The organism is Rhodococcus sp. MALMAid1271, from assembly GCF_049195265.1.
GTDB lineage: Bacteria > Actinomycetota > Actinomycetes > Mycobacteriales > Mycobacteriaceae > Rhodococcoides.
Genome location: NZ_JBMIRQ010000108.1, coordinates 1 through 20,170, shown reverse-complemented (window position 1 = coordinate 20,170; position 20,170 = coordinate 1). Strand labels below are relative to the sequence as shown.

Below are 20,170 nucleotides of genomic sequence, written 5' to 3'. Positions count from 1 at the left end.
GTCACGAAGTCTCCGACGTTCGTCGGGGCGAGTCAGCCGGGGTTTGTCGGTGGCCCGAAGTAGGGTCCTGTCCGTGATCATCGTGAGTACGGACGGCTCGTGTCTGCGCAACCCCGGCGGAGCAATCGGGTGGGCGTGGGTCAACCACACGGGTCCGAGTAAATCCGGCGGCGAGCCCTCGGGCACCAACCAGATAGCCGAACTCCGTGCTCTGCTCGAGGCTGTCCTGGCTCATTCGGGTCCCGAGCCGCTGTTGATCGAGTCGGACTCGCAGTACGCCATCAAGTGCGCGTCCGAGTGGCTCGCGGGCTGGAAACGCAAGGGATGGAAAACGGCGAGCGGCACCCCGGTACGCAATCTGGAGTTGGTGCAGAGCATCGAGCGAGCCATCACCGAACGTGAAGGGCCGGTCCGATTCCGCTGGGTCCGCGGCCACGTGGGCAATCACTTCAATGAAGCGGCCGACGCCCTGGCAGGCGAAGCAGCCCGGGCGGTCGCCGCGGCGGGGGCGAACGCCGGATCCAAGCCCGCGGCGGCTGAACACGCAGCGCGTGCCGTACCGCAGTCCTCGGAGCCGGAGATCGCGACACTGTTCTGAGGGGCGGGCCCGTCGGTCAGCCGCGGGGCCGGAGACGAGCGTTCGGCAGCTCGGGCGCATGCAAACGCGGGCCGGGATAGCCGTCCACGGTTCCGAACTGGCCGTTCTCGGCCTCGTACGCGGCTCGGTATTCCGCGACGTCCTCGTGGCTGCGGCCGACGAAGTTCCACCACATGACGATCTGCTCGCCGAGCGGCGGGCCGCCGAGCAGCAGAAACCGAACCGCATCCTGCGTCGAATTGTGTAGGTGCAGTTCGCCGTGCCCGGGCTCGAGGTAGCCCAGCTCGGCAGCGTGGAGTTCGTGCCAGTCCGGCCCGGACTTCAGGGCCACGTCACCCTGATCGACGATGATCCCGTGCTCGAAGGTGCGGTCGATCTCGAGCGTGACCCGGGCTCCGGCGTCGAGCACGATCTCTGCTCCGAGCAGGGGTGTGTACGTCGCCACCGGCGAGGTCTCGCCCAGAGCTGTGCCGAGGAAGACCCGGCCGGTGAGACCGGGTGCGGTGACAGGTTCTGGTACGTAGTGCTCGAATGCCGGTGCCACGAATCGAGAGACGGCCGGGAGTACCACCCACAACTGCATTCCGTGCAGAATGTCGGCCTCGGGGGTGGACACCTCGGAGTGGCTGATGCCCTGCCCTGCGGTCATCAGGTTCAGCTCCCCCGGTCGCACCATCGCATGCGATCCGATGCTGTCGCGGTGCTCGATCTCACCGGAAAACAGCCAACTGACCGTCTGCAAACCGGTGTGCGGGTGCGGAGCGACATCCATCCGCGAGCGCTCCGGCCCGTAATGGTCCGCGAAACACCATGCACCGATCAGGGAACGATCCTTGTGCGGCAGGGTGCGCCGAACCTTCATGGCGCGCGGGCCGCCGAGTGGAACCTCGCGCGGAGTGAGAACCTCGATCACGTGTGCTCCCAGATGTCGGTGTCAATTGTGAAAACGGTGCCTTCGTCGAGCTCCGCTGGGGTTGAAGGCATGGTCACAGGCTATGCCTCGGATGCCCGAAAAAAATTCGAAAGAATTTCCCATCCGATACCCATCCACCCCGTGAGGTGCAGCGAATCCAATCTGAGACACCCGCTGCTGCTGTCGCCCCCGACCGCCGTCAGTAGTGGGTGTCTCCCTTTTTGCCCACGTGAGCCTGCGTGAGGACGTCCTTATCGTGTCGAGTCCAACTCGCTGAGCCGACTGATCAATCGATCGGTATCGAGGCCCGAGCAGCCGACGGCGAATTCGTGCAGCGAGACTCCGGCGTGGAATTCGGTCCGCACATCACGGTCGTACAGGACGTCGACGAGGTTGGCGAACCGTTGCGCGGCGAACTCGTCGACACCGGCAAGCGCCGGAATCTGGGTGACCGTCAGGCTCGTCGTGGCCTCGACCATCCTCAGGTAGTCGCCCGTCGAACGGGGCGCGCAGCACAGTTCCGCAAACGTGTGGCCGTCCCGCGCCGGGTGCAGGCTCCAGGTTCCCGACGCAAAGCGCGACCCACTGGTGCCGACCGAGCGGTAATCGACAGGGCCGTCGACGCACACCACGTCGAGGTGCTCTTTCAGCCTCTCGATCGTCGGGACGAAGGCCGGGTGGAACAGCGGATTCGGTAGCAGGTCGTCGGGTGCGTAGTTCGAGGTGAGGACCAGAACGACGCCGCGAGCGAACAAGGCGTCGAGCATGCGAGTGATGAGGCGGGCATCGCCGATGTCGTGGACATGGAATTCGTCGAAACACAGCAGTGAAGCGGTAACGCGGCCCGTGGTCAGAATCTCCTCGATGGCCGCGTCGATCGCGAATCCGTGGCGAAAGTACGCCCGGTGGAGGTCGCGGAAGAAGCTGTGGAAGTGGACGCGTTTTTTCGCCGGGACGTCGACATGGGCGAAGAAGGTGTCCAGCAACCAGGTTTTGCCGCGGCCGACGGGACCCCACAGATAGATGCCCCTCGTGCCGGGCGTCGACAGTGCGTCCGCGGCGGCGGCCTGGGCGTCGTCGAGTGTGAAGGTGGTATCGAAGACGCGTCGGGGTGGAGTGGGGCGCATGAATCGAACAGTACGCCGCCTGCCTCTACATTTGTAGAGCCCGTGTGTAGGCTCACGTTCATGGATCGCCGAACCGCCATCGCCGACGCAGCCCTCGAGGTCGTTGCCCGCGACGGCCTGCGCGCGCTGACCCACCGTGCGATCGATTCGGCCCTCGGTTACCCGGCCGGGTCGACGTCCTACTACTTCCGTACCAAGTCCGATCTACTGACGGCGGTGGCCGCACGCCTGGTGGAGCTGTCGCGAACATCGTTCGTGGACATCGCGGGCAACGACGGTGATGTGGCCACGGTGGTCGCGCAGTACCTAGATGATGCGCTCACCCATCGCATGGTCCACCTCCAGGCTCGCTATGCACTGATGCTCGATTCTGCTGTTGCACAGGATGTTCGAGCAACGCTGGCTGGTTCGCTCTTCTCCCGCGAACGCGCTCGCGAATTGTTCGACGATCCCGAGCACGGGGACGGCCTGGTCTCGCTGTGCGAGGGCCTGGTAGCGGATGTCGTGTTCGGGCGTCGCAGATCGAATGATGTTGCAGCGATGAAAGTTCCGATTTCCGTCTACCTCGAGGGTGTCAGAAGTTCACTGCGTGGGAACTCGCCGGACACCGGTCTCGACTAGCCTCGCCGATCATGCGATGCGGTGGGTACTTGTCGGTGGCATGCGTAGGCGCTCTGCTTCTGGCGGGGTGCAGTACCGACTCGACCGCAGACCCGGCGGCGTCGGACAGTGACGCAGCGCCGCTCGGTGCGTTCGATCTGCAGGCGCATCGCGGCGGCCTCGGCTTGGTCACCGAGAGCACCATCGAATCCTTCACCAATGCACTGCAACTCGGGGTCAGCACCCTGGAACTGGATACGCAGATCACCGAGGACGGCATCGCGATCGTCACACACGACCGCAAGGTTTCGGACAAGAAGTGCGTCGATACCGGCGCGGTCACGCCCGGAGATCCGGAGTATCCGTACGTCGGAAAGTTCGTCAACACGCTGACCCTCGCACAGGTCGGCACACTGGACTGCGGTGCGGTACCGCTGGCGGACTACCCGGAGCAACGCCGAGTACCTGGGGCTCGCATGCCGACGCTCACCGAGGTGCTCGATCTGGTGAAATCGGTCGATGCCCCCGAGGTGAAGCTCAACGTCGAAACCAAAGTCGAGGCGGCCAGCCCCACCGAGACCGCCCCGCGCGAGCACTTCGTCGACACAGTGTTGGGAACCATTCGCGATGCGGGAATGCTGGACCGGGTCACGGTGCAGAGTTTCGACTGGGGCGCATTGAAACTGGTCCGAGAAGCCGAACCCGAGGTGCCGTTGGTGGCCTTGACCAACGGCGATTTCCTGCAGGTCGGCCAGGACGGTGCGTCACCCTGGCTCGGCGGAATCGATATCGACGATTTCGATGGGGACGCCATCGCCGCTATCGACTCGTTCGGAGCGTCGGCCTATTCGCCCGTACAAGGAAATCCGCAGAGCGGCAAGGTCGGCGATCCCGACTTCGAGCTCTTCGTCACCCGAGAGATGGTCGACTCGGCCCACCAGCGCGGAATCCGAGTGATCCCGTGGACCGTCGACGACCCGGACACGATGCATGCGTTGATGGACTTGGGCGTCGACGGTCTGATCACCGACTATCCCGACCGCGCGCGCACCGTCATGAGCGACCGCGGCCTTCCCCTCCCTCAGCCCGCGCGATGAGCGCGCGGCCTGGGCGTCACAACGGCGTGGGCGTCACAGCGGGTAGCCCACTCCGGTCAGCTTCTCGCTGACGTCCCACAGCTTCGCTGCGAGGGCGGGATCTTGAGCCATGCGAGTCATGGACGCCGGGCCCGGCTTGCCACGCGACTCGAACAGCGAGGTGGGGCCACTGTAGGTACCGCCGCCCGCTACGTCGACTGCGTAGAGCGTGGGTAGTGCTCCGGCACTGGCAGATTGGGAGATCAACTTCAGTCCGATGGGTGCGAGCGCGGACAGGATCTTGTTGCTACCCAATCCGTCCGGGCTCGAGTAGAGCTCGGTCGAGGAGATTCCGGGGTGCGCGGCGTTGCTGGTGACCTTCGATCCGGCCTTGTCGATCCTGCGTTGCAACTCGAGCGCGAACAGGATGTTCGCGAGCTTGGAGTTCGCGTAGCCGCGCTGTGGGTTGTAGCCACGTTCGAGCTGAAGATTGTCGAAGTCGAGTCTGGGGCGCTGCCTGTGGGCGACCGAGGCGATGGTGGTGATCTTCGCGTTCTCGGAGAGCTTGGGGAACAGTAGCCCGGTCAGTGCGAAGTGACCGAGATGATTGGTGCCGAGTTGGAGCTCGAATCCGTCCACGGTCTCGGTTCGCGATGCAGGCATCATCACGCCGGCATTGTTGATCAGCACATCGATCGACTCGGGTGCCGACTCGGCGTACTCACGCACCGAGGCCAGATCGGCGAGGTTCAACACGGCCGTGTCGACTTCTCCGTTCGGTGCTTCCGCGCGAATCTTCGTCGCTGCGGCCTCGGCCTTGTCCTGATTACGGCATGCCAGCGTCACGTGGTTGCCGCGCTTGGCCAGGTCCAAAGCGGTGTAGTAGCCGATACCGGTGTTCGCTCCGGTGATGACAACGCGTTTCTGCTTGGTTTCGGGCACGGCGCCAGGCTACCGCCCCGTTTTACACTTTGCCTATGGCCGGAGCAGAAACCGAAGATGCGGACTTTCCGAAGGGAACCAGCAATCCCGCAGCCCGGGGTCTGCGTGGTGCGGGATACACCTGCTTGGACGATTTGGTGGGAGTGCCGGCGGCGGAGCTGAAGAAGCTGCACGGTGTCGGGCCGAAGGCACTGACGGTCATCCAAGCCGAGTTGGAGCGGACCGGCCGATCATTGGGCTGAGCGCTCACCCCAGTGGCTCGGACGAATCAGGGAATCAGGCAGCATGGTGGCCAGGTCACCCCGCGTCGCATTGATCTGGAACTGGGTGGCGTAGATGCTGCCGCGTAGGTCCGCGCCTCGGACATCGGCCCCGCGCAGGTCTGCGCCGACCATATCGGCCAGACGCAGGTCCGCCCCGCGTAGATCGGCTCCGATCAGATACGCGCCGCGCAGGCTCGCACCGCGCAGGTCGGCACCGGCGAGCTTCGCTCCGATCATGTCGCGACCGCGGTAGTTCTTCTTGCCCTTCACTTCTGCGCGAACCAGTTCGCTTGCCTCCAGTAGCAGTTCGTTCACCCGAGAGCGCAGGGCCGGAACAGGCACCGACACCAGAATCTCGGGCGTCGCCGAGGTGAGGGTCTCCAGTTCGGCGTATTGGTGATCGAGCCGATTGTGCAGGGGCGCTGTCGATGTCCGCTCCCGTGCATCCGCCAGGTACCACAGCAGCTCGTGCAGATCACGCATGATCGGGAACACGGCGAACATCTGCGACGAGTTCGACGGCTGCTGACGCCAGTCTCGTCCACCGAACGTGGACTGCGAGACCTTCTGGCCCGCACCGAAACAGTCGTACACCGTGCATCCGGGAAAGCCCCTCTCCCGGAGCGAGGAGTGGATACCGCAGCGAGAGTCCTGCTCGAGGTGGGGGCACGGCCGCCCGGCGGCCTTGTCGATCGCGAAATCCGAGGACTTCGCGAAGGGCAGAGCGACACAACAGAGTCCGAAGCAGCTGCCGCAGTCGGCCAGCAAATTCTCGGACGGACGCATGCGTCCACTCTGTCCCTCCGTGTGCGGCACCGTCAAACGAGATTCACCGAGGTAGGTCGAGGAGGGCGATGAGCTTCTTCGGGGCCCGCGTGCAGTAACTGTCGGTGATCAGTTCGCCGAGTTCTGCGTGGTCCACGGACTCGTCGAGCAGCATCCCGATGATCTGCGGGCCCCAACCCGGCGCGAAGAAGCCGGAACGCGCAGACAGAGCGTCGAGTTCGATTCCGCTGGAGCGGAAGATCAGGACGTGGGCCGGTCCGGTAGTTCCGGCAGCCCGAGCGAATGCAGGGGGAGTACCGTCGAGAATCTCGAGTACATGGGCGAACGTGCGAGAACGCACCCGCCAACGCGTGCCGACCCACGCCTGTTCTTCGTGTGTTTCGGGCAGCGCCAGGCAGATCCCACGGACGGCGGATTCCCAATCCATCGGACACTCCTCATGTGCGGCACACGGGTTTACAGTATTTCATCGAGGCAGGAGGCACCGCCATGGCGGAATTCGATTACGGCGAGGTGGTGTCCGCGCTGCGCGGTGCTGGGTGCGTGTTCGCCGAGGAGGAAGCCGACATCCTGATCGAGTCCGCCTCGTCGCCCGCCGAGCTGACGCCACTGCTGGAGCGACGTATTGCCGGTGAACCGCTCGAGTACATCGTCGGCTGGGTGTTGTTCTGTGGTCGACGCGTCACCGTCGAACCCGGCGTCTTCGTCCCGCGCCGCAGAACCGAGTTTCTCGTCGAATGTGCTGCAGCACTGCATCCTTCGGTTCTACTGGACCTGTGTTGTGGTTCCGGCGCGGTAGGTCTGTCGGTCGGTGGCGTCACCGAATTGCATGCCGCCGATATCGACGACGCGTCGGTGGACTGTGCCAGGCGCAACCTCGACGCCATGGGAGCGACCGTGCACCGCGGCGACCTGTTCGACGCGCTGCCGCCGGAGCTGCGCGGCAGGTTCGATGCCGTGGTCGTCAACGCTCCCTACGTTCCGACGAGCGATATCGAGCTGATGCCGCGGGAGGCGCGGGACTATGAGCCCCGCACCGCGCTCGACGGCGGCGCGGACGGTGCCGGCATCCATCGTCGGGTGGCGGCCGGAGCGGGGCAATGGCTGCATTCAGGTGGCCACTTGCTCATCGAAACCAGTGCAGCACTGTCGGATTCGACGCTCGACGCAGTGCTCGAAGCCGGGTTCACCGGCCAGGTCCGCGAATCCGAGATGTTCGACGCGGTGGTGGTGATCGGGTCGACGGGTGGGTCGTGACCCGCATATCTACGATGGGTTGGAGCGCTCGTGGGGGTCGCAGCAAAGGAGCCATGATGCAGTTTCTGGTGATGAGTCGGCGCAGGGTGGAGCAGTACTCGGCCGAGGACTTCTCGGCGGTGCTGCCGAAGGAGACCGAGGCCGTTCGGGCACTGTACGCGGATGGAATCGTGCGCCAGATTTGGCTGCGCGGAGACGTGGCGGGAGCTGCTTTCCTCGTCGAAGCAGAAGACGCCGTCACGGCGCAGGCCACTGTCGACGCGTTGCCGATGGCGTCGTCCGGATTGTCCGAGTTCACGCTGATTCCGCTGTCGCCGTATCGCGGATTCGGTCCGACGCCGACCTGATCGACGGTCGAATCGGTTTCGATCCGGTGTCTTCGTGGCATGCCTGAGAGGATCCCGATCTCAGGAAGAGGCTGTTCGACCATGACTACATTGCTGTTCGCAGTGACCGCTGCCGATCACTGGACATTGAACGACGGAAGCAAGCACCCCACCGGGTACTGGGCCGAGGAACTCGTCGAATCCCATCGCACATTCTCCGAGGCCGGGTGGGACATCACGGTCGCGACGCCGGGCGGTAAGGCACCGGTTGTCGACGAGGGCAGCCTGGCCGTCGACGCCAACGGCGGTGACGAGCAGAAGGTGGCGGATCAGAAGGACTACCTCGCCTCGATCGAGTCGATCCTGGCTTCGCCCGCGGTGTTGGAAGAGCAGAAGGCGTCGGATTTCGATGTCGTGTTCGTTCCCGGCGGTCACGGACCGATGGAGGACCTGGCTGTGTCCGAGAGCTTCGGCGCGCTGGTGGTGGACTTCCTCGACGCGAACAAGGTCGTCTCCGCGGTGTGCCACGCGCCCGCCGCGCTACTACCTGCCGTCCGCGCCGACGGGACCTGGGCGTTCGACGGGTACGAGCTCACCGCATTCACCGACGAGGAGGAGACTCAGGCAGGGCTCGCCGACAAGGCCCCGTGGTTGCTCGAGACTCGGCTGCGCGAGAACGGCGCGAAGTTCGACTCGATGGACGCCTGGGGACCGAACGTCGTCGTCGACCGGAATCTGTACACCGGACAGAACCCGGCCTCGACGCGTCCGCTGGCGGAAAAGCTGGTCAGTGCACTGAGCTAGAGCGCAGTCAGGGTGTGAGCAACCATCGGCCCCGCACTCCAGGGGTCGAGGCCGCATCCTGCGCCTGGCGTGCGTGGTCGAGGGTGAGCGTTCCGGCGACTCGGACCTCGATCACGCCGCTGACCACCAGTTCGAGGAGCTGGGTCAACCTGGCCCCGTTGTGCCGAACCGATACTGCCGTCGTCGAGATGTCGCGTTCGCCGTCGGGTACCGCAGGCGGAAGCACTCCGACGTAGCGACCGCCGTCTCGCACGGCAGCCAGGGCGTCTGCGCCGAGGGCAGCGGTATCGAGGACCGCGTCCACGGAGCCCGCGTCGGCGATGCTGCCCACGACCGAGGTCGCGCCGGCGCGCACCGCGAATTCTTTGTCGGTGTCGCGCGCGAGCGCTGTCACCGTCCACCCGCGATGTGCGGCGAGGGCGACTGCGAATCCGCCGACCCCGCCGGCAGCACCGGTCACCAGAAGCGTGCCGACCGGTCCGGCGAGGTCGAGCGCTTGGTCGGCGGTGAGTAGGTTGAGCGGGATCGATGCCGCTTCCACTGTGTCGATGCCGTCCGGAATCACTGCTGTGACGTCCGCCGGGAGTACGGCGAACTCGGCGTAGGTGCCGAGCGGGGACGTCGCATCGGCGTGGAGCCCGAGGACCCGCGTCCCTACCGCAGGTGCATCGACACCGTCACCCACGGCGTCGACGACGCCGGATACGTCCCACCCGATTCCCACAATGGTTCCTTCGGGGACCGCGCCGGTGTGCAGCATTCCGTTTCGGGTTGCGATGTCCACCGGGTTCACGGCCGCCGCGGCGACTGCGATGCGTACCTGGCCGAAATCTGGTTCGGGCATCGGCTGTTCGGTCGACTGCAGTTCGCCGCGACCGTCGCTCACTACTGCGCGCATGATGTTCGTGTCCTTTCGATGATGGCTGATCGGTTGCCATGCCGATCCTGTCCATGCCACTCTCTAATCGGAAGTAGGCACCTGAAAGTGCGTAACCCTGGTGGAGGTTCGGTATGGCAACGGCGACTGCAGCGGCGCGACGAGCCGAGGCGAAAATCGAGTACGACGCCTTCGTGGCGGCGTGTCCGAGTCAGAAGCTGCTGGGTCGGATCAGCGACAAGTGGGTGGCGTTGATCCTCGTCGCTCTCGGTGAGGGCTCCCTGCGCTACTCCGAACTCTCTCGCCGTATCCCGAGTGCGAGCCAGAAGATGCTCACTCAGTCACTTCGCAGCCTCGAACGGGACGGTTTGTTGACCAGGACGGTGACCGCCGATGTCCCGGTGCGAGTCGACTACGAACTGACCTCTCTCGGGATGTCCTTGCGGGAATTGATGGCTCAGATCAAGTCCTGGGCAGAACAGCACATGGACGAAGTCGAGCGCGCCCGCGAGGCGCACGCCGCTCTCGCGTAGAGATTCTGCCCACGGAGAACGGCGACCGTCCCGGGAACATCACTACTGCTTTCGAAGTTGAGCCTCTATAGCTCAATCCTTTGGAGGAGAAGTGACCGAAACCGTTCGTGTCCCCGTACTGTTCCTGACCGATCCCATCGTTCTGCCCGGAATGGTGGTGCCCGTCGAACTCGACGAGGCTGCACGTGCCGCCGTCGATGCGGCGAAGGCGAGCAACGACGGCACGCTGCTCGTGGCACCCCGTCTCGAAGACCGATACGCCGCGTACGGCGTCCTCGCCACGATCGTCCAGATGGGACGCCTGGCCGACGGGCGACCCGCGGCGGTCATCAAAGCCACCCGCCGCGCGCACATCGGCCACGGCGTCAGCGGTCCCGGTGCAGCCCTGTGGGTCGAGGCGGAGCCGGTACCCGACGAGACTGCAGACGAGGACCTCAAAGCCCTTGCCGCCGAATACAAACAGCTCGTCGTGGCGATGCTGCCACGGCGCGACGCATGGCAGGTGATCGACTCGGTGAACAAGCTCACCGACCCGGGTGCAATCGCCGACACCGCCGGCTACGCGTCGTACCTCACCGACGTGCAGAAGCGTGATCTGCTCGAAACGCCCGACGTGGCAGCACGACTGTCCTCGCTGATCGAGTGGACCAAGGCCCATCTCGCCGAAATCGAGGTCAACGACAAGATCTCCGGCGACGTTCGAGACGGCATGGAGAAGACCCAGAAGGAGTTCCTGCTCCGTCAGCAATTGGCGGCCATTCGCAAGGAACTCGGTGAGGACGAGCCCGACGGTGCCGACGACTACCGCGGCCGTGTCGAGTCCGCGGACCTGCCCGACACGGTGCGCGAACAAGCGATGCGCGAGGTCGGCAAGTTGGAGCGAGCCAGCGACCAGAGCCCGGAATCGGGCTGGATTCGCACCTGGCTGGACACCGTGCTCGACCTTCCGTGGAACAACACCACCGTCGACAACACCGACATCGACTCTGCTCGTGCCGTTCTCGACGCGGATCACCACGGACTGGACGATGTAAAGGATCGGATCGTCGAATATCTGGCGGTTCGTGCGCGACGCTCCGAGCGCGGCCTGCAGTCGGTCGGCGGACGCGGATCCGGTGCCGTCATGGTGCTCGCCGGACCACCCGGAGTAGGCAAGACCTCGCTCGGGGAATCGGTGGCACGCGCGCTCGGTCGCACCTTCGTGCGCGTCGCCCTCGGCGGGGTCCGCGACGAGGCCGAGATTCGTGGACACCGCCGCACCTACGTCGGTGCGCTGCCGGGTCGAATCGTTCGCGCCATCGGTGAGGCGGGATCGATGAATCCCGTCGTGCTGCTCGACGAGATCGACAAAGTCGGCTCGGACTACCGCGGCGACCCCAGCGCAGCACTGCTCGAGGTACTCGATCCTGCACAGAACCACACGTTCCGTGATCACTACCTCGATCTGGATCTCGATCTGTCCGACGTGGTGTTCCTCGCCACGGCCAACGTGATCGACCAGATTCCCGGGCCGCTGCTCGACCGCATGGAACTGGTGACCATCGACGGATACACCGAGGACGACAAGGTCGTCATCGCCCGAAACTATCTGCTGCCCCGTCAGATGGACAGGGCCGCAGTCACATCCGAGGAGGTGACGGTATCCGATGCCGCGCTCCGCAAGATCGCGGCCGACTACACCCGCGAGCCGGGGGTCCGGCAACTCGAACGACTACTGGCCAAGGCTCTACGCAAGGTCGCGACCACGCTGGTCGGCAGCTCGGAGGCACTCGAGATCGACGAGCCGGATCTGGTGACCTACCTGGGTCGTCCACGCTTCACCCCGGAGGCGCACGAACGTACCGAAGTGCCCGGGGTGGCAACTGGTCTGGCGGTCACAGGTCTCGGCGGAGATGTGTTGTTCATCGAAGCAGCCTCCACCGACGGAGGTCCCGGCCTCGAGCTCACCGGCCAACTCGGTGACGTGATGAAGGAGTCGGCACAGATCGCGCTGTCCTATGTGCGGTCGCATGCAGCGCAATTCGGCGTCACGCCCGAGTCGCTGGATCGTCGCATTCACGTGCACGTACCGGCCGGAGCGGTGCCGAAGGACGGGCCGTCGGCCGGCGTGACGATGGTGACCGCTCTGGTGTCGATGGCCACCGGGCGGCCGGTGCGCTCGGATGTCGGCATGACCGGTGAGGTCACGTTGAACGGGCGGGTGCTGCCGATCGGCGGAGTGAAGCAGAAGTTGCTGGCTGCGCAGCGCGCCGGGCTGACAACAGTGTTCATTCCGGCCCGCAACGAACCGGATCTGGACGAGGTTCCCGCGGAGGTGCTCGAGCGGTTGGACGTTCGTCCGATGACCGACGTCGCCGACATCCTCGCGCTCGCGCTGGAACCGGTGGCGGACGCCGCTGCAGCGTGAGACGACCATGGGAGCGGCAGGTCCGGTCTTGCGTTACCGAGGCTCGGACCTGCCGTTCGGTGGGGCCGACGCGGGCACGAGTGGCCCGCGCTTGACCTCGAGCTATGTCGAGGTTCTACGTTGTTGACATGAGGATGATGACATGAGCATGGAAATGACCGCCTGGAACCAGATGTATCGCTCGATGCACAGTCCAGATACTCGATCGTCGTTCTCCAAGGAGACCGCCCGCAGGATCCTGTCGTTCGCGGCCCCACATCGGCGTTCCCTCGGCGGATTCCTGGTGCTCAGCGTTGCCCTGGCCGTGCTTGCGGTGGCCACGCCGGTGCTTGCCGGTCGGGTCGTCAACGCGATCGTCGACGGACGAGAACTGCGCGTGGTGGTATTGCTCGCGCTGGCCATCGCCGCGATCGCACTGGTGGATGCTGCGCTCGGTCTGATCAATCGGTGGCTCTCGGCGAACATCGGCGAAAGCCTGATCCTGGATCTACGGACCGCTGTGTTCGATCACGTGCAACGCATGCCGATAGCGTTCTTCACCCGGACCCGCACCGGTGCGCTGGTCAGTCGGCTCAACAACGACGTCATCGGAGCGCAGCGCGCCTTCAGCACCACCCTGTCCGGCGTCGTCAGCAACCTGGTGACACTGGCGTTGACCCTCGTGGTGATGATCGGAATCTCCTGGCAGATCACGCTTCTCGCACTGATCCTGCTGCCGGTGTTCGTGCTTCCTGCGCGCCGGATGGGTCGACGCCTCGCACGGTTGCAACGCGAAGCGGCAGCACACAACTCGGCGATGAGCACGCAGATGACCGAGCGTTTCTCGGCCCCCGGGGCGACGCTGGTGAAGCTGTTCGGTCATCCACAGCAGGAATCGGTCGAGTTCGCGATCCGAGCCAGGCGGGTCCGAGACATCGGAGTGCGCAGTGCCATGGTGCAGACGGTGTTCGTGACGGCGCTGACGCTGGTGTCCGCCCTTGCTCTCGCCGTGGTGTACGGCCTCGGCGGCTTCTACGCACTCAGTGGTCGGCTGGACCCGGGTTCGGTTGTGGCGCTGTCGCTTCTGCTGGCCCGGCTCTACTCTCCCCTGACCGCGCTGGCCAGTGCTCGGGTGGAGGTCATGAGCGCGCTGGTCAGCTTCGAGCGGGTCTTCGAGATTCTCGATCTCGTTCCACTGATCGCTGACAAGCCCGACGCGCAGACGGTGCCGCCGGGGCCGGTGGCCGTCGAATTCGACGATGTTCGATTCGCCTATCCCTCGGCGGACAAGGTCTCGCTGGCTTCGCTCGAGGAGGTCGCAACTCTGGATTCGCGAGGGGGCGAAGAGGTTCTGCACGGTGTGTCGTTCCGTGCCGAACCGGGCCACATGGTCGCGCTGGTCGGATCCTCGGGTGCCGGTAAGTCCACCATCGCGCAGCTGGTGGCGCGGCTGTACGACGTCGACAGCGGAGCGGTTCGGCTCGGCGGCATCGACGTGAAGGATCTCACGGCCGAATCAGTGCGTGGCACAGTGGGAATGGTTACTCAGGACGGTCACCTGTTCCACGAGAGCATTCGATCGAATCTGCAGCTACCGCGGCCCGACGCCACCGACGACGAACTGTGGGACGCGCTGTCGAGGGCGCGGCTGGCCGATCTCGTCCGTTCCCTACCCGATGGCCTCGATACCGTCGTCGGCGAACGCGGGTATCGGCTCTCCGGTGGCGAGCGTCAACGCTTGACGATCGCGCGGTTGCTGATCGCGCAGCCCCGTGTGGTCATCCTCGACGAAGCGACCGCCTCGCTCGACTCGACGTCCGAGGCCGCTGTGCAGGCCGCGTTGGCCGAGGCCTTGGACGGAAAGACGTCCGTGGTTATCGCGCACCGGCTTTCGACGATCCGGGCAGCCGATGTGATCCTGGTGGTCGAGGACGGGCGGATCGTCGAGCGCGGCACCCACGACGAACTCCTCGCGGTAGGCGGCCGCTACGAGGAACTGCACCGGACGCAGTTCTCCCAGTCGGACGGCGCGCGAGTGGGACAGGGCTGACACCTGGCGGATCGAAGCAGCGTCGTCAGGGTGTCGGTACCACCGTGGAAGGGTCGTTGTCGGCGGCCGCCGCCAGCAGGGGAGCGAACCCGTCGATCGCGTAGTTCAGCGACAGTGGGCTCGAGTAGCCGAGGGCTGCGGGCAGATCGGTGCCGAACGAGCCGATGTAGACGGTTCGATCCTGCTGCACGGCGTCGAGGGCGGCGATCAGCGGGCCGGCCTGGAGTTGCTCGCGGCTCTCGCCGGCGATGACGAGAACGTCGGTGTCCAGTCGGCCGAGGTTCTCGGGGCTGATCGTCTCGGACGCGTCGGGTATCTCGAAGCCGAGGTCGGTGAAGAACAGCGCGCGGATGTCGTCCTTGCCGAGAAGCAGGTAGCTGCCGTCGTTCATGACGAACGCGAGAGACAGTGACTTGCCGGTGAACTGGGGGTTCGCGGCTTCGGTGTCGGCGAACTTCTGCTCGAGCTCGGCCGTCTGATCCTTCGCTTCCTGAGACTTGCCGAGGGCCTCGCCGACCGTAGCGAATTCCTGCTGCCAGGTCGCGGCTGGTACGTCCTCGTAGCCGCCGATGTCGGCGATCGTGGGGGCCATGCTCGAGAGAGTGTCGTACTGGCTCTGATCGATGAACGAGTACGGGCCGAGGATCAGATCGGGTCCCTGCGCTGCGATCTGCTCCAGGTTGAGGTCGGTGCTCCCGACCTCGGGAATCTCGGTGCCGCCGAGCGCTTCTTGGGCCCAGGGCCGCTGCCGGTAGTCGTACCCGAGGTTGCCCCGAGTGGCGACGGGCTGGACGCCGAGAGCGAGTACGAAGTCCTGCTCGTTGAACCCGATCGTCACGATGCGGGTCGGCTCGGCATCGATGACCGTCTCGCCGAACCGATGCTCGATGGCGACCGGGAAGCCGTCCGCGCTACCGGAAGTGCTGGATGCAGCGGATCTGTCGTCGGTGGAACAGCCAACCGCCAGCGCCAACACGGAGGCACCGGCGGCGGCCAGCAGGGCAGGGTTCTTCATGGGGATCTCCTCGCTCAGGGAAGCGAGGTTAGCCTAACCGATCCTCCAGTGTGTTGGTGGACGTGCCTGCGCCGGCCGGGCGATCAGATCAACAGTTGGTCGTTGCCGGTACTCCCGCGAATCGCTGGTCGATCCACTCCAATGCCTGTGGAAGTCCGAGTACCGCCGCGGTCAGGTGATCGTTGCTCGGCACCTTCACCTCGGTGACCAGAACTCCTGCGCGGCAGTATCGAGCAATGGTGTTGTCGATGGCGCTGACCGGGATCAATGCGTCGGCGGGGCTGTGCCACTCGAAGTACGGAGCCTTCGGCACGCCGGGGTACATCTCGACGCTGTTCTCGTTGACGGCCGCAATCATCTCCGGGCTGTTCATCAGGTCCAGCTTGCCTGCGACCTCCATGGCGCTCTTGCCTGCGCCCGCGGCGATGATGTCGTTGGTGCATCCGTTCTGAATCTTGCGCTCGATCTCCTTGCCGAGCGGGTTCAGCTGAGAACTGATCGGGATGCGAGTGGGGTACTCACGCTCGATACCGATTGCGGCGGCGAAAGCCAGACCGAACATCGGGTGCGGAGCGAAACCGAGATCGCGAGCCATGCGCTCGAGGTTCATCGGGGCACCACCGGCTGCGCTCCCGACGATGTTGAGTTCGGGTGCGTAGTCGTTCTGCAACGCCGCGGCCCACGCTGTTGCCATGCCGCCGCCGGAGTAACCCGCCAGCGCGACCCGGCTCTGCTGAACCTGGATGGGGTCGAAGCGTTGCGTGGCGCGAATACTGTCGAGCACGATCTGCCCGCCGAGCTTGGCGGCACCGTAGGCGCTTCGAGGCCCGAGGTGATCTGCGATGACGACGGTCCAGCCGCGCTGCAGCACTGCGTTGAGGGCGGGAGCCTCCCGGATCGCCAGATTGGGGTCGTTGGACCAGAGTGCTTGTGAAGGTGCACATTCGAGACCGAGTGCGTTGATGATGTGTTGGTAAGACAGCAGCGGGCCATTGGGGGCTTTGTTGTGCGGAACCAACACGGTGTTGATCGCTGCGATGGGGTCGCCGGCCGAATCGGTCGAGCGGAACTTGAGCTGCCACACGTCGATATCGAAGAATCCGGGCGGCGGTGGCATCGGTCGGCTGGAGATGACATCGCCCGGTTGCAGGGCCTCGAGATCTGCGGGCGGTGCGCCGAATCCGTCTGCGATAGGGGTCGGCATGAGCGGCTCAGCCGCAGCCTGACCTGCGCCGACGAGCGATGAGCACAACACAGCCACTGCCGTGATTGCGGCAGCGCCTGCCAATTTGTGAACCCGCATCTAGATAATCCCCTCCGTGCCTGAATCGAAACGGCAAGCGTTCCGACGATCCGACAAGCTCCCGTGGAGCCGGCGGCAAATCGATACAGCAGTTACAGCGACTCGTTGTGCTCCCCCTGGAAACGGTAGGACGAACGGTACGCACTCGGAGATTCTATGGCAACAGAAGAACGGTCCGAGTGCCGGTTTCTCGAGGGGAGGAGAGATGTTGCCCCGCACATCGAGCGTTACTCGAGAACGACGTCGTTCGGTGCTTTGTCGGGGCGCAGGCCGCGCCAACTCGGATGCCTGAGGTGACCCGATTCGGTTGCTTCGTAGTACCGAACCTCGCCGACCAGGCTCGGTTCCACCCATACCGCGCCGGTGCGATCGGCGGTCGGCAGTATCGAGGAGAACGGACTGTCTGCGGCCTCGAGCGGAGCGAGGAGCGCCGCGAGAGTGTCGAGGGTGCGGTCGTCGAACCCGGTTCCGACGCGGCCGACGTAGCGCAGGTGGTCCCCATCGGGGATCCCCATCAGCAAGGAGCCGAATCCGCCGGATCGACGGCCCCGGCCCGGACGCCATCCACCGATCACGATGTCCTGCGTGCGCCAATTCTTGTGTTTGATCCAGGTGTGCGCTCGTTTGCCCGGTTGGTAGATCGAATCGGTACGTTTGGCAACGACTCCCTCCCAGCCACGTTCCCTGCTCTCGGCGATGGCGTCCTCGGCGGACCCCGTCAGCTGTGGTGGCACCAGAACCGAGTCGAGCCCGGTGGTGAGTAGCTCGAGGAGGCGTCGGCGATCCGAATACTTCTTCCGGATCAGGGAGGTGCCATCGAGGTAGAGCAGATCGAAGGCAATGAACCGGATCTCGTCCCGGGTTGCGTTCTGCAGCATCTCGAAACTGCTGATGCCATGTTCGTCGAACACGACGACTTCCCCGTCGATGACGGCCTCGTGTTCGACCAGGTCGTCGGCCAAGGATTGCAGTGCACCGAATTTCTCGGTGTAGTCGTTGCCGCTACGTGTGCGCAGAGTCATCGCGCCGTGCATCAGTTCCGCGACGATGCGGAAACCGTCCCACTTGCCTTCGAATGACCATTCCCCGTCCGGCAGGTCGTCGATCTCACCGGCGGTGGCGAGCATCGGCGAGATGTTCTGGGGTGATGGACTTTCGGTCGTGCTGCTGGATGCGTCCTTCATCAGATGCATCAGCCACTGGTTGCCTTTGGTGCGAATCAGGGCGAACCTGCCGCGCGCCTTCGAGCCGTGCAGGACGACGATGACTTCGTCCTCACGCCACTTCTCCAGCTCGTAGGTTCCGCGATCCCAGATCGTGACATCGCCGCCGCCGTATTCGCCCTTCGGTATTCGACCGGAGAACGATGCGTATTCGAGCGGGTGGTCCTCGGTGTGTACGGCCAGCCGATTCTGCTTCGGATCGACCGGGATGTTCTTGGGGACGGCCCACGAGACCAGCACTCCGCCGTGTTCGAGCCGGAAGTCGTAGTGCAGGCGTCGGGCATGGTGTTCCTGGATGACGAAGGTGTCGTCGTTGCCCTTCGGCTCGGCGGTGGTCGGTATCGGCTCGGGCGTCTTGTCGGCACTGCGCATACTGCGGTACTTGTCGAGTTTGTCTGTGGCAGGGCTGTTGTGGGGAACCGAGTCGACTGGGGGGTCCAGTTGTGCCAGCAGATCGCCGAGGTCCTGGAATCGTTCCAGTACTTCCTCGAATCGAAGCTGCTGCAGGCCCGCCGATTCCAGCTCGTCCCAGGTACGCGGGGCCGCGACGGTGGGCAACGCTCGCCCACGCAACGAGTACGGGGCGACCGTCGTCTTCTTGCCGTTGTTCTGGCTCCAGTCGACGAACACCCGTCCGGTTCGCTTCGCCTTCGCCATCGTGGCCGTGACCCGGTCCGGTGAGCGTTCTTCGAGCAGTGTGGCAACACGTTTGGCGACGGTGGAGGCACCCGATGTCGTCAGCGGCTTCTCGAGCGGCACGTAGAGGTGGATTCCTTTGCTGCCACTGGTGACCGGATACGCGGTCATCCCGATATCGCCGATCAGATCTCTTATCTCGCACGCTACTTCGGCGCATCGAGCGAGATCGACGTCATCGCCGGGGTCGAGGTCGAAGACCATGCGGGTCGCCGGTCCGGGTTCGGTGCCGTCGAACCGCCACTGCGGAACGTGCGCTTCGATGGCGGCCTGTTGCCCGAGCCAGGCGAGATCGGCTGCGTCGGAGAACAGGGGGTAGGTGACGATGCGGTCGGAATGCTGCATCGACCGGCGGTCGAGCCAGTCCGGTGCAGAAGCGGCGAGATTCTTTTCGAAGAACGAGGACTGATCGATGCCGTTCGGCCAGCGTTTACGGGTCACGGCTCGGCCCGCGAGGTGCGGAAGCATTGCGGGTGCGATGGCAACGTAGTACTCGATGATGTTGCCCTTGGTGGTGCCGGTCTGGGGGTACAGCACTTTGTCGAGGTTGGTGACGGAGACCTTTCGACCTTCGATCTCGAGCGTGGCCATCGTCTCAGGTTAACGGCCGCCGTCTGAACATGCTGCGGACTTGTGACAGGCTCTTCTCCTATGGCGACGATCAGTGTCTCGGTACAGATGCCGGAGAATCCGCAGGGTGCGTGGGACAAGGCTTCCGCGCTCGATCGGTTCGACGAGTGGATGACGATCCACGGTGGGTGGTGCAGTCCACCGCCGAAGAAGGTCGGCAAGGGCACCGAGGTGGAGTCACTGGTGAAGGTCAAAGGGTTCAAGAACACGATCCACTGGACCTTCACCGAATACGACGAGCCGAAGCTGATCGAGATGTCCGGCCGCGGTAAGGGCGGGGTGAAGATTTCGTTGACCGTCCATGTGCGTGAGGCCGAGGGAGGTTCGGAGTTGACGCTCGATGCGAAGTTCGGTGGCGGTGTGTTGTTCGGTCCGGTGGGTTCGGTGGTGGCACGAGCTCTCGATACCGATGTCAAGAAGTCTGTTGCGAACCTGGCGGCATTGCAGTGACAGATCCCTTGCTGAAGTAGTTGCACGACAATCTCTTCCGGCCCCGCACCGTGTTCTCGGTGCGGGGCTGGATTGCGTTTCGGGGGTCGTTGAGGTGTGGGCGGGGTTCAGGCGATGTGGGGGCCGGCTCGGGCGTGGGAGGGTCGGGGTTCTCGGTTCGGGTCCACTGATGCCGGTGGGATGAACCAGGGGTGGTTGTCGTCGGCGATGAACACTTCCCAGTCCGAATGGTGGATGAGTCGGTGGTGGAAGCCGCAGAGTAGGACGAGGTTGTTCAGGTCGGTGGGGCCGCCGTCTGCCCAGTGTCGGATGTGG

21 protein-coding genes are annotated in these 20,170 nt (G+C 64.7%); 11 read left to right on the top strand and 10 right to left on the bottom strand.

All coding sequences use genetic code 11. The annotated features are described in order from the left end of the window. The first annotated feature begins 73 nt into the window (after positions 1-73). Positions 74-598: a ribonuclease H family protein gene (locus tag ACOQFP_RS17885; protein ID WP_421585063.1), complete on the top strand. Its 525-nt coding sequence runs from the start codon at positions 74-76 to the stop codon at positions 596-598. 16 nt (positions 599-614) lie between these two features. On the opposite strand, the gene ACOQFP_RS17880 is transcribed toward ACOQFP_RS17885, so the two are convergent. Both ACOQFP_RS17880 and zapE read right to left on the bottom strand, forming a co-directional pair. After that, positions 615-1,460: a pirin family protein gene (locus ACOQFP_RS17880; protein ID WP_341243743.1), complete on the bottom strand. Its 846-nt coding sequence runs from the start codon at positions 1,458-1,460 to the stop codon at positions 615-617. 302 nt (positions 1,461-1,762) lie between these two features. Beyond that, positions 1,763-2,638 carry a cell division protein ZapE gene (gene zapE / locus ACOQFP_RS17875; RefSeq protein ID WP_421585062.1) on the bottom strand — a complete coding sequence of 292 codons (876 nt, stop codon included), beginning with the start codon at positions 2,636-2,638 and terminating at the stop codon, positions 1,763-1,765. 60 nt (positions 2,639-2,698) lie between these two features. On the opposite strand from zapE, the gene ACOQFP_RS17870 reads away from it, so the two are divergent. Together ACOQFP_RS17870 and ACOQFP_RS17865 are read left to right on the top strand one after the other, a co-directional pair. Next, entirely contained in the window at positions 2,699-3,259 is a 561-nt protein-coding gene (locus ACOQFP_RS17870; protein ID WP_421585061.1) for a TetR/AcrR family transcriptional regulator, read from the top strand. An 11-nt stretch (positions 3,260-3,270) separates the two neighbouring features. Further along, positions 3,271-4,335 (top strand): glycerophosphodiester phosphodiesterase family protein, encoded by a 1,065-nt coding sequence (locus ACOQFP_RS17865; RefSeq protein WP_421585060.1) that lies wholly within the window; start codon positions 3,271-3,273, stop codon positions 4,333-4,335. Between the two features lie 33 nt (positions 4,336-4,368). On the opposite strand, the gene ACOQFP_RS17860 is transcribed toward ACOQFP_RS17865, so the two are convergent. Then, entirely contained in the window at positions 4,369-5,256 is an 888-nt protein-coding gene (locus tag ACOQFP_RS17860; protein WP_206487351.1) for an oxidoreductase, read from the bottom strand. 35 nt (positions 5,257-5,291) lie between these two features. Here ACOQFP_RS17860 and ACOQFP_RS17855 point away from each other — a divergent pair, with 35 nt between their 5' ends. Then, positions 5,292-5,498: a DNA-binding protein gene (locus ACOQFP_RS17855; RefSeq protein ID WP_341243735.1), complete on the top strand. Its 207-nt coding sequence runs from the start codon at positions 5,292-5,294 to the stop codon at positions 5,496-5,498. On the opposite strand, the gene ACOQFP_RS17850 is transcribed toward ACOQFP_RS17855, so the two are convergent. Beyond that, positions 5,487-6,305: a pentapeptide repeat-containing protein gene (locus tag ACOQFP_RS17850; protein WP_421585059.1), complete on the bottom strand. Its 819-nt coding sequence runs from the start codon at positions 6,303-6,305 to the stop codon at positions 5,487-5,489. The two genes, ACOQFP_RS17855 and ACOQFP_RS17850, sit on opposite strands and share 12 nt — an antisense overlap. A gap of 43 nt (positions 6,306-6,348) precedes the next feature. Continuing rightward, positions 6,349-6,732, bottom strand: a complete 384-nt coding sequence (locus ACOQFP_RS17845) for an MmcQ/YjbR family DNA-binding protein (protein WP_206487338.1) — start codon at positions 6,730-6,732, stop codon at positions 6,349-6,351. Positions 6,733-6,794: 62 nt separating this feature from the next. On the opposite strand from ACOQFP_RS17845, the gene ACOQFP_RS17840 reads away from it, so the two are divergent. The 3 genes from ACOQFP_RS17840 to ACOQFP_RS17830 all read left to right on the top strand — a co-directional run bounded on the left by ACOQFP_RS17840 (position 6,795) and on the right by ACOQFP_RS17830 (position 8,692). Further along, a complete protein-coding gene (locus ACOQFP_RS17840) occupies positions 6,795-7,562 on the top strand; it encodes a putative protein N(5)-glutamine methyltransferase (RefSeq protein WP_421585058.1) in 768 nt (255 codons plus the stop codon). A gap of 53 nt (positions 7,563-7,615) precedes the next feature. Continuing rightward, on the top strand, positions 7,616-7,909 hold the full coding sequence (locus tag ACOQFP_RS17835) for a hypothetical protein (RefSeq protein WP_341243737.1): 294 nt from the start codon (positions 7,616-7,618) through the stop codon (positions 7,907-7,909). Positions 7,910-7,990: 81 nt separating this feature from the next. Beyond that, the gene (locus ACOQFP_RS17830; RefSeq protein ID WP_421585057.1) at positions 7,991-8,692 is read left to right on the top strand and encodes a type 1 glutamine amidotransferase domain-containing protein; all 702 of its coding nucleotides are present in this window, start codon (positions 7,991-7,993) and stop codon (positions 8,690-8,692) included. 7 nt (positions 8,693-8,699) lie between these two features. Here the strand turns inward: ACOQFP_RS17830 and ACOQFP_RS17825 are convergent, their stop codons facing one another. After that, positions 8,700-9,590 carry an alcohol dehydrogenase catalytic domain-containing protein gene (locus tag ACOQFP_RS17825; protein ID WP_421585056.1) on the bottom strand — a complete coding sequence of 297 codons (891 nt, stop codon included), beginning with the start codon at positions 9,588-9,590 and terminating at the stop codon, positions 8,700-8,702. A 113-nt stretch (positions 9,591-9,703) separates the two neighbouring features. Between ACOQFP_RS17825 and ACOQFP_RS17820 the strand changes: the two genes are divergently transcribed. The 3 genes from ACOQFP_RS17820 (at position 9,704) to ACOQFP_RS17810 (ending at position 14,538) form a co-directional block, all read left to right on the top strand. After that, positions 9,704-10,102 carry a winged helix-turn-helix transcriptional regulator gene (locus tag ACOQFP_RS17820; RefSeq protein WP_206487323.1) on the top strand — a complete coding sequence of 133 codons (399 nt, stop codon included), beginning with the start codon at positions 9,704-9,706 and terminating at the stop codon, positions 10,100-10,102. A gap of 91 nt (positions 10,103-10,193) precedes the next feature. After that, the gene (gene lon, locus ACOQFP_RS17815; RefSeq protein ID WP_421585055.1) at positions 10,194-12,509 is read left to right on the top strand and encodes an endopeptidase La; all 2,316 of its coding nucleotides are present in this window, start codon (positions 10,194-10,196) and stop codon (positions 12,507-12,509) included. 142 nt (positions 12,510-12,651) lie between these two features. Beyond that, the gene (locus ACOQFP_RS17810; protein ID WP_206487319.1) at positions 12,652-14,538 is read left to right on the top strand and encodes an ABC transporter ATP-binding protein; all 1,887 of its coding nucleotides are present in this window, start codon (positions 12,652-12,654) and stop codon (positions 14,536-14,538) included. 25 nt (positions 14,539-14,563) lie between these two features. On the opposite strand, the gene ACOQFP_RS17805 is transcribed toward ACOQFP_RS17810, so the two are convergent. From ACOQFP_RS17805 to ACOQFP_RS17795, 3 genes are all read right to left on the bottom strand, one after another. Further along, complete coding sequence (locus tag ACOQFP_RS17805; protein ID WP_421585054.1) at positions 14,564-15,553, bottom strand: iron-siderophore ABC transporter substrate-binding protein; 990 nt, start codon at positions 15,551-15,553, stop codon at positions 14,564-14,566. An 88-nt stretch (positions 15,554-15,641) separates the two neighbouring features. After that, positions 15,642-16,856: a lipase family protein gene (locus ACOQFP_RS17800; protein ID WP_206487315.1), complete on the bottom strand. Its 1,215-nt coding sequence runs from the start codon at positions 16,854-16,856 to the stop codon at positions 15,642-15,644. Between the two features lie 227 nt (positions 16,857-17,083). Next, positions 17,084-19,366, bottom strand: coding sequence for an ATP-dependent DNA ligase (locus ACOQFP_RS17795; RefSeq protein ID WP_421585053.1), 2,283 nt, complete (start codon positions 19,364-19,366; stop codon positions 17,084-17,086). A gap of 60 nt (positions 19,367-19,426) precedes the next feature. Between ACOQFP_RS17795 and ACOQFP_RS17790 the strand changes: the two genes are divergently transcribed. After that, positions 19,427-19,855, top strand: a complete 429-nt coding sequence (locus ACOQFP_RS17790) for a type II toxin-antitoxin system Rv0910 family toxin (protein WP_206487311.1) — start codon at positions 19,427-19,429, stop codon at positions 19,853-19,855. Between the two features lie 107 nt (positions 19,856-19,962). Here the strand turns inward: ACOQFP_RS17790 and ACOQFP_RS17785 are convergent. Next, positions 19,963-20,170: HNH endonuclease signature motif containing protein (locus ACOQFP_RS17785; RefSeq protein ID WP_421585052.1), on the bottom strand; the 208-nt coding region annotated here is incomplete at its 5' end.

Excerpts from the sequence above, each read along its gene's own strand:
- ACOQFP_RS17880 (WP_341243743.1), bottom strand. The coding sequence starts at position 1,460 with ATGAAGGTTCGGCGCACCCTGCCGCACAAGGATCGTTCCCTGATCGGT.
- zapE (WP_421585062.1), bottom strand. The coding sequence starts at position 2,638 with ATGCGCCCCACTCCACCCCGACGCGTCTTCGATACCACCTTCACACTC.
- ACOQFP_RS17870 (WP_421585061.1), top strand. The coding sequence starts at position 2,699 with ATGGATCGCCGAACCGCCATCGCCGACGCAGCCCTCGAGGTCGTTGCC.
- ACOQFP_RS17865 (WP_421585060.1), top strand. The coding sequence starts at position 3,271 with ATGCGATGCGGTGGGTACTTGTCGGTGGCATGCGTAGGCGCTCTGCTT.
- ACOQFP_RS17855 (WP_341243735.1), top strand. The coding sequence starts at position 5,292 with ATGGCCGGAGCAGAAACCGAAGATGCGGACTTTCCGAAGGGAACCAGC.
- ACOQFP_RS17850 (WP_421585059.1), bottom strand. The coding sequence starts at position 6,305 with ATGCGTCCGTCCGAGAATTTGCTGGCCGACTGCGGCAGCTGCTTCGGA.
- ACOQFP_RS17845 (WP_206487338.1), bottom strand. The coding sequence starts at position 6,732 with ATGGATTGGGAATCCGCCGTCCGTGGGATCTGCCTGGCGCTGCCCGAA.
- ACOQFP_RS17840 (WP_421585058.1), top strand. The coding sequence starts at position 6,795 with ATGGCGGAATTCGATTACGGCGAGGTGGTGTCCGCGCTGCGCGGTGCT.
- ACOQFP_RS17835 (WP_341243737.1), top strand. The coding sequence starts at position 7,616 with ATGATGCAGTTTCTGGTGATGAGTCGGCGCAGGGTGGAGCAGTACTCG.
- ACOQFP_RS17830 (WP_421585057.1), top strand. The coding sequence starts at position 7,991 with ATGACTACATTGCTGTTCGCAGTGACCGCTGCCGATCACTGGACATTG.
- ACOQFP_RS17825 (WP_421585056.1), bottom strand. The coding sequence starts at position 9,590 with ATGCGCGCAGTAGTGAGCGACGGTCGCGGCGAACTGCAGTCGACCGAA.
- ACOQFP_RS17820 (WP_206487323.1), top strand. The coding sequence starts at position 9,704 with ATGGCAACGGCGACTGCAGCGGCGCGACGAGCCGAGGCGAAAATCGAG.
- ACOQFP_RS17810 (WP_206487319.1), top strand. The coding sequence starts at position 12,652 with ATGAGCATGGAAATGACCGCCTGGAACCAGATGTATCGCTCGATGCAC.
- ACOQFP_RS17805 (WP_421585054.1), bottom strand. The coding sequence starts at position 15,553 with ATGAAGAACCCTGCCCTGCTGGCCGCCGCCGGTGCCTCCGTGTTGGCG.
- ACOQFP_RS17800 (WP_206487315.1), bottom strand. The coding sequence starts at position 16,856 with ATGCGGGTTCACAAATTGGCAGGCGCTGCCGCAATCACGGCAGTGGCT.
- ACOQFP_RS17795 (WP_421585053.1), bottom strand. The coding sequence starts at position 19,366 with ATGGCCACGCTCGAGATCGAAGGTCGAAAGGTCTCCGTCACCAACCTC.
- ACOQFP_RS17790 (WP_206487311.1), top strand. The coding sequence starts at position 19,427 with ATGGCGACGATCAGTGTCTCGGTACAGATGCCGGAGAATCCGCAGGGT.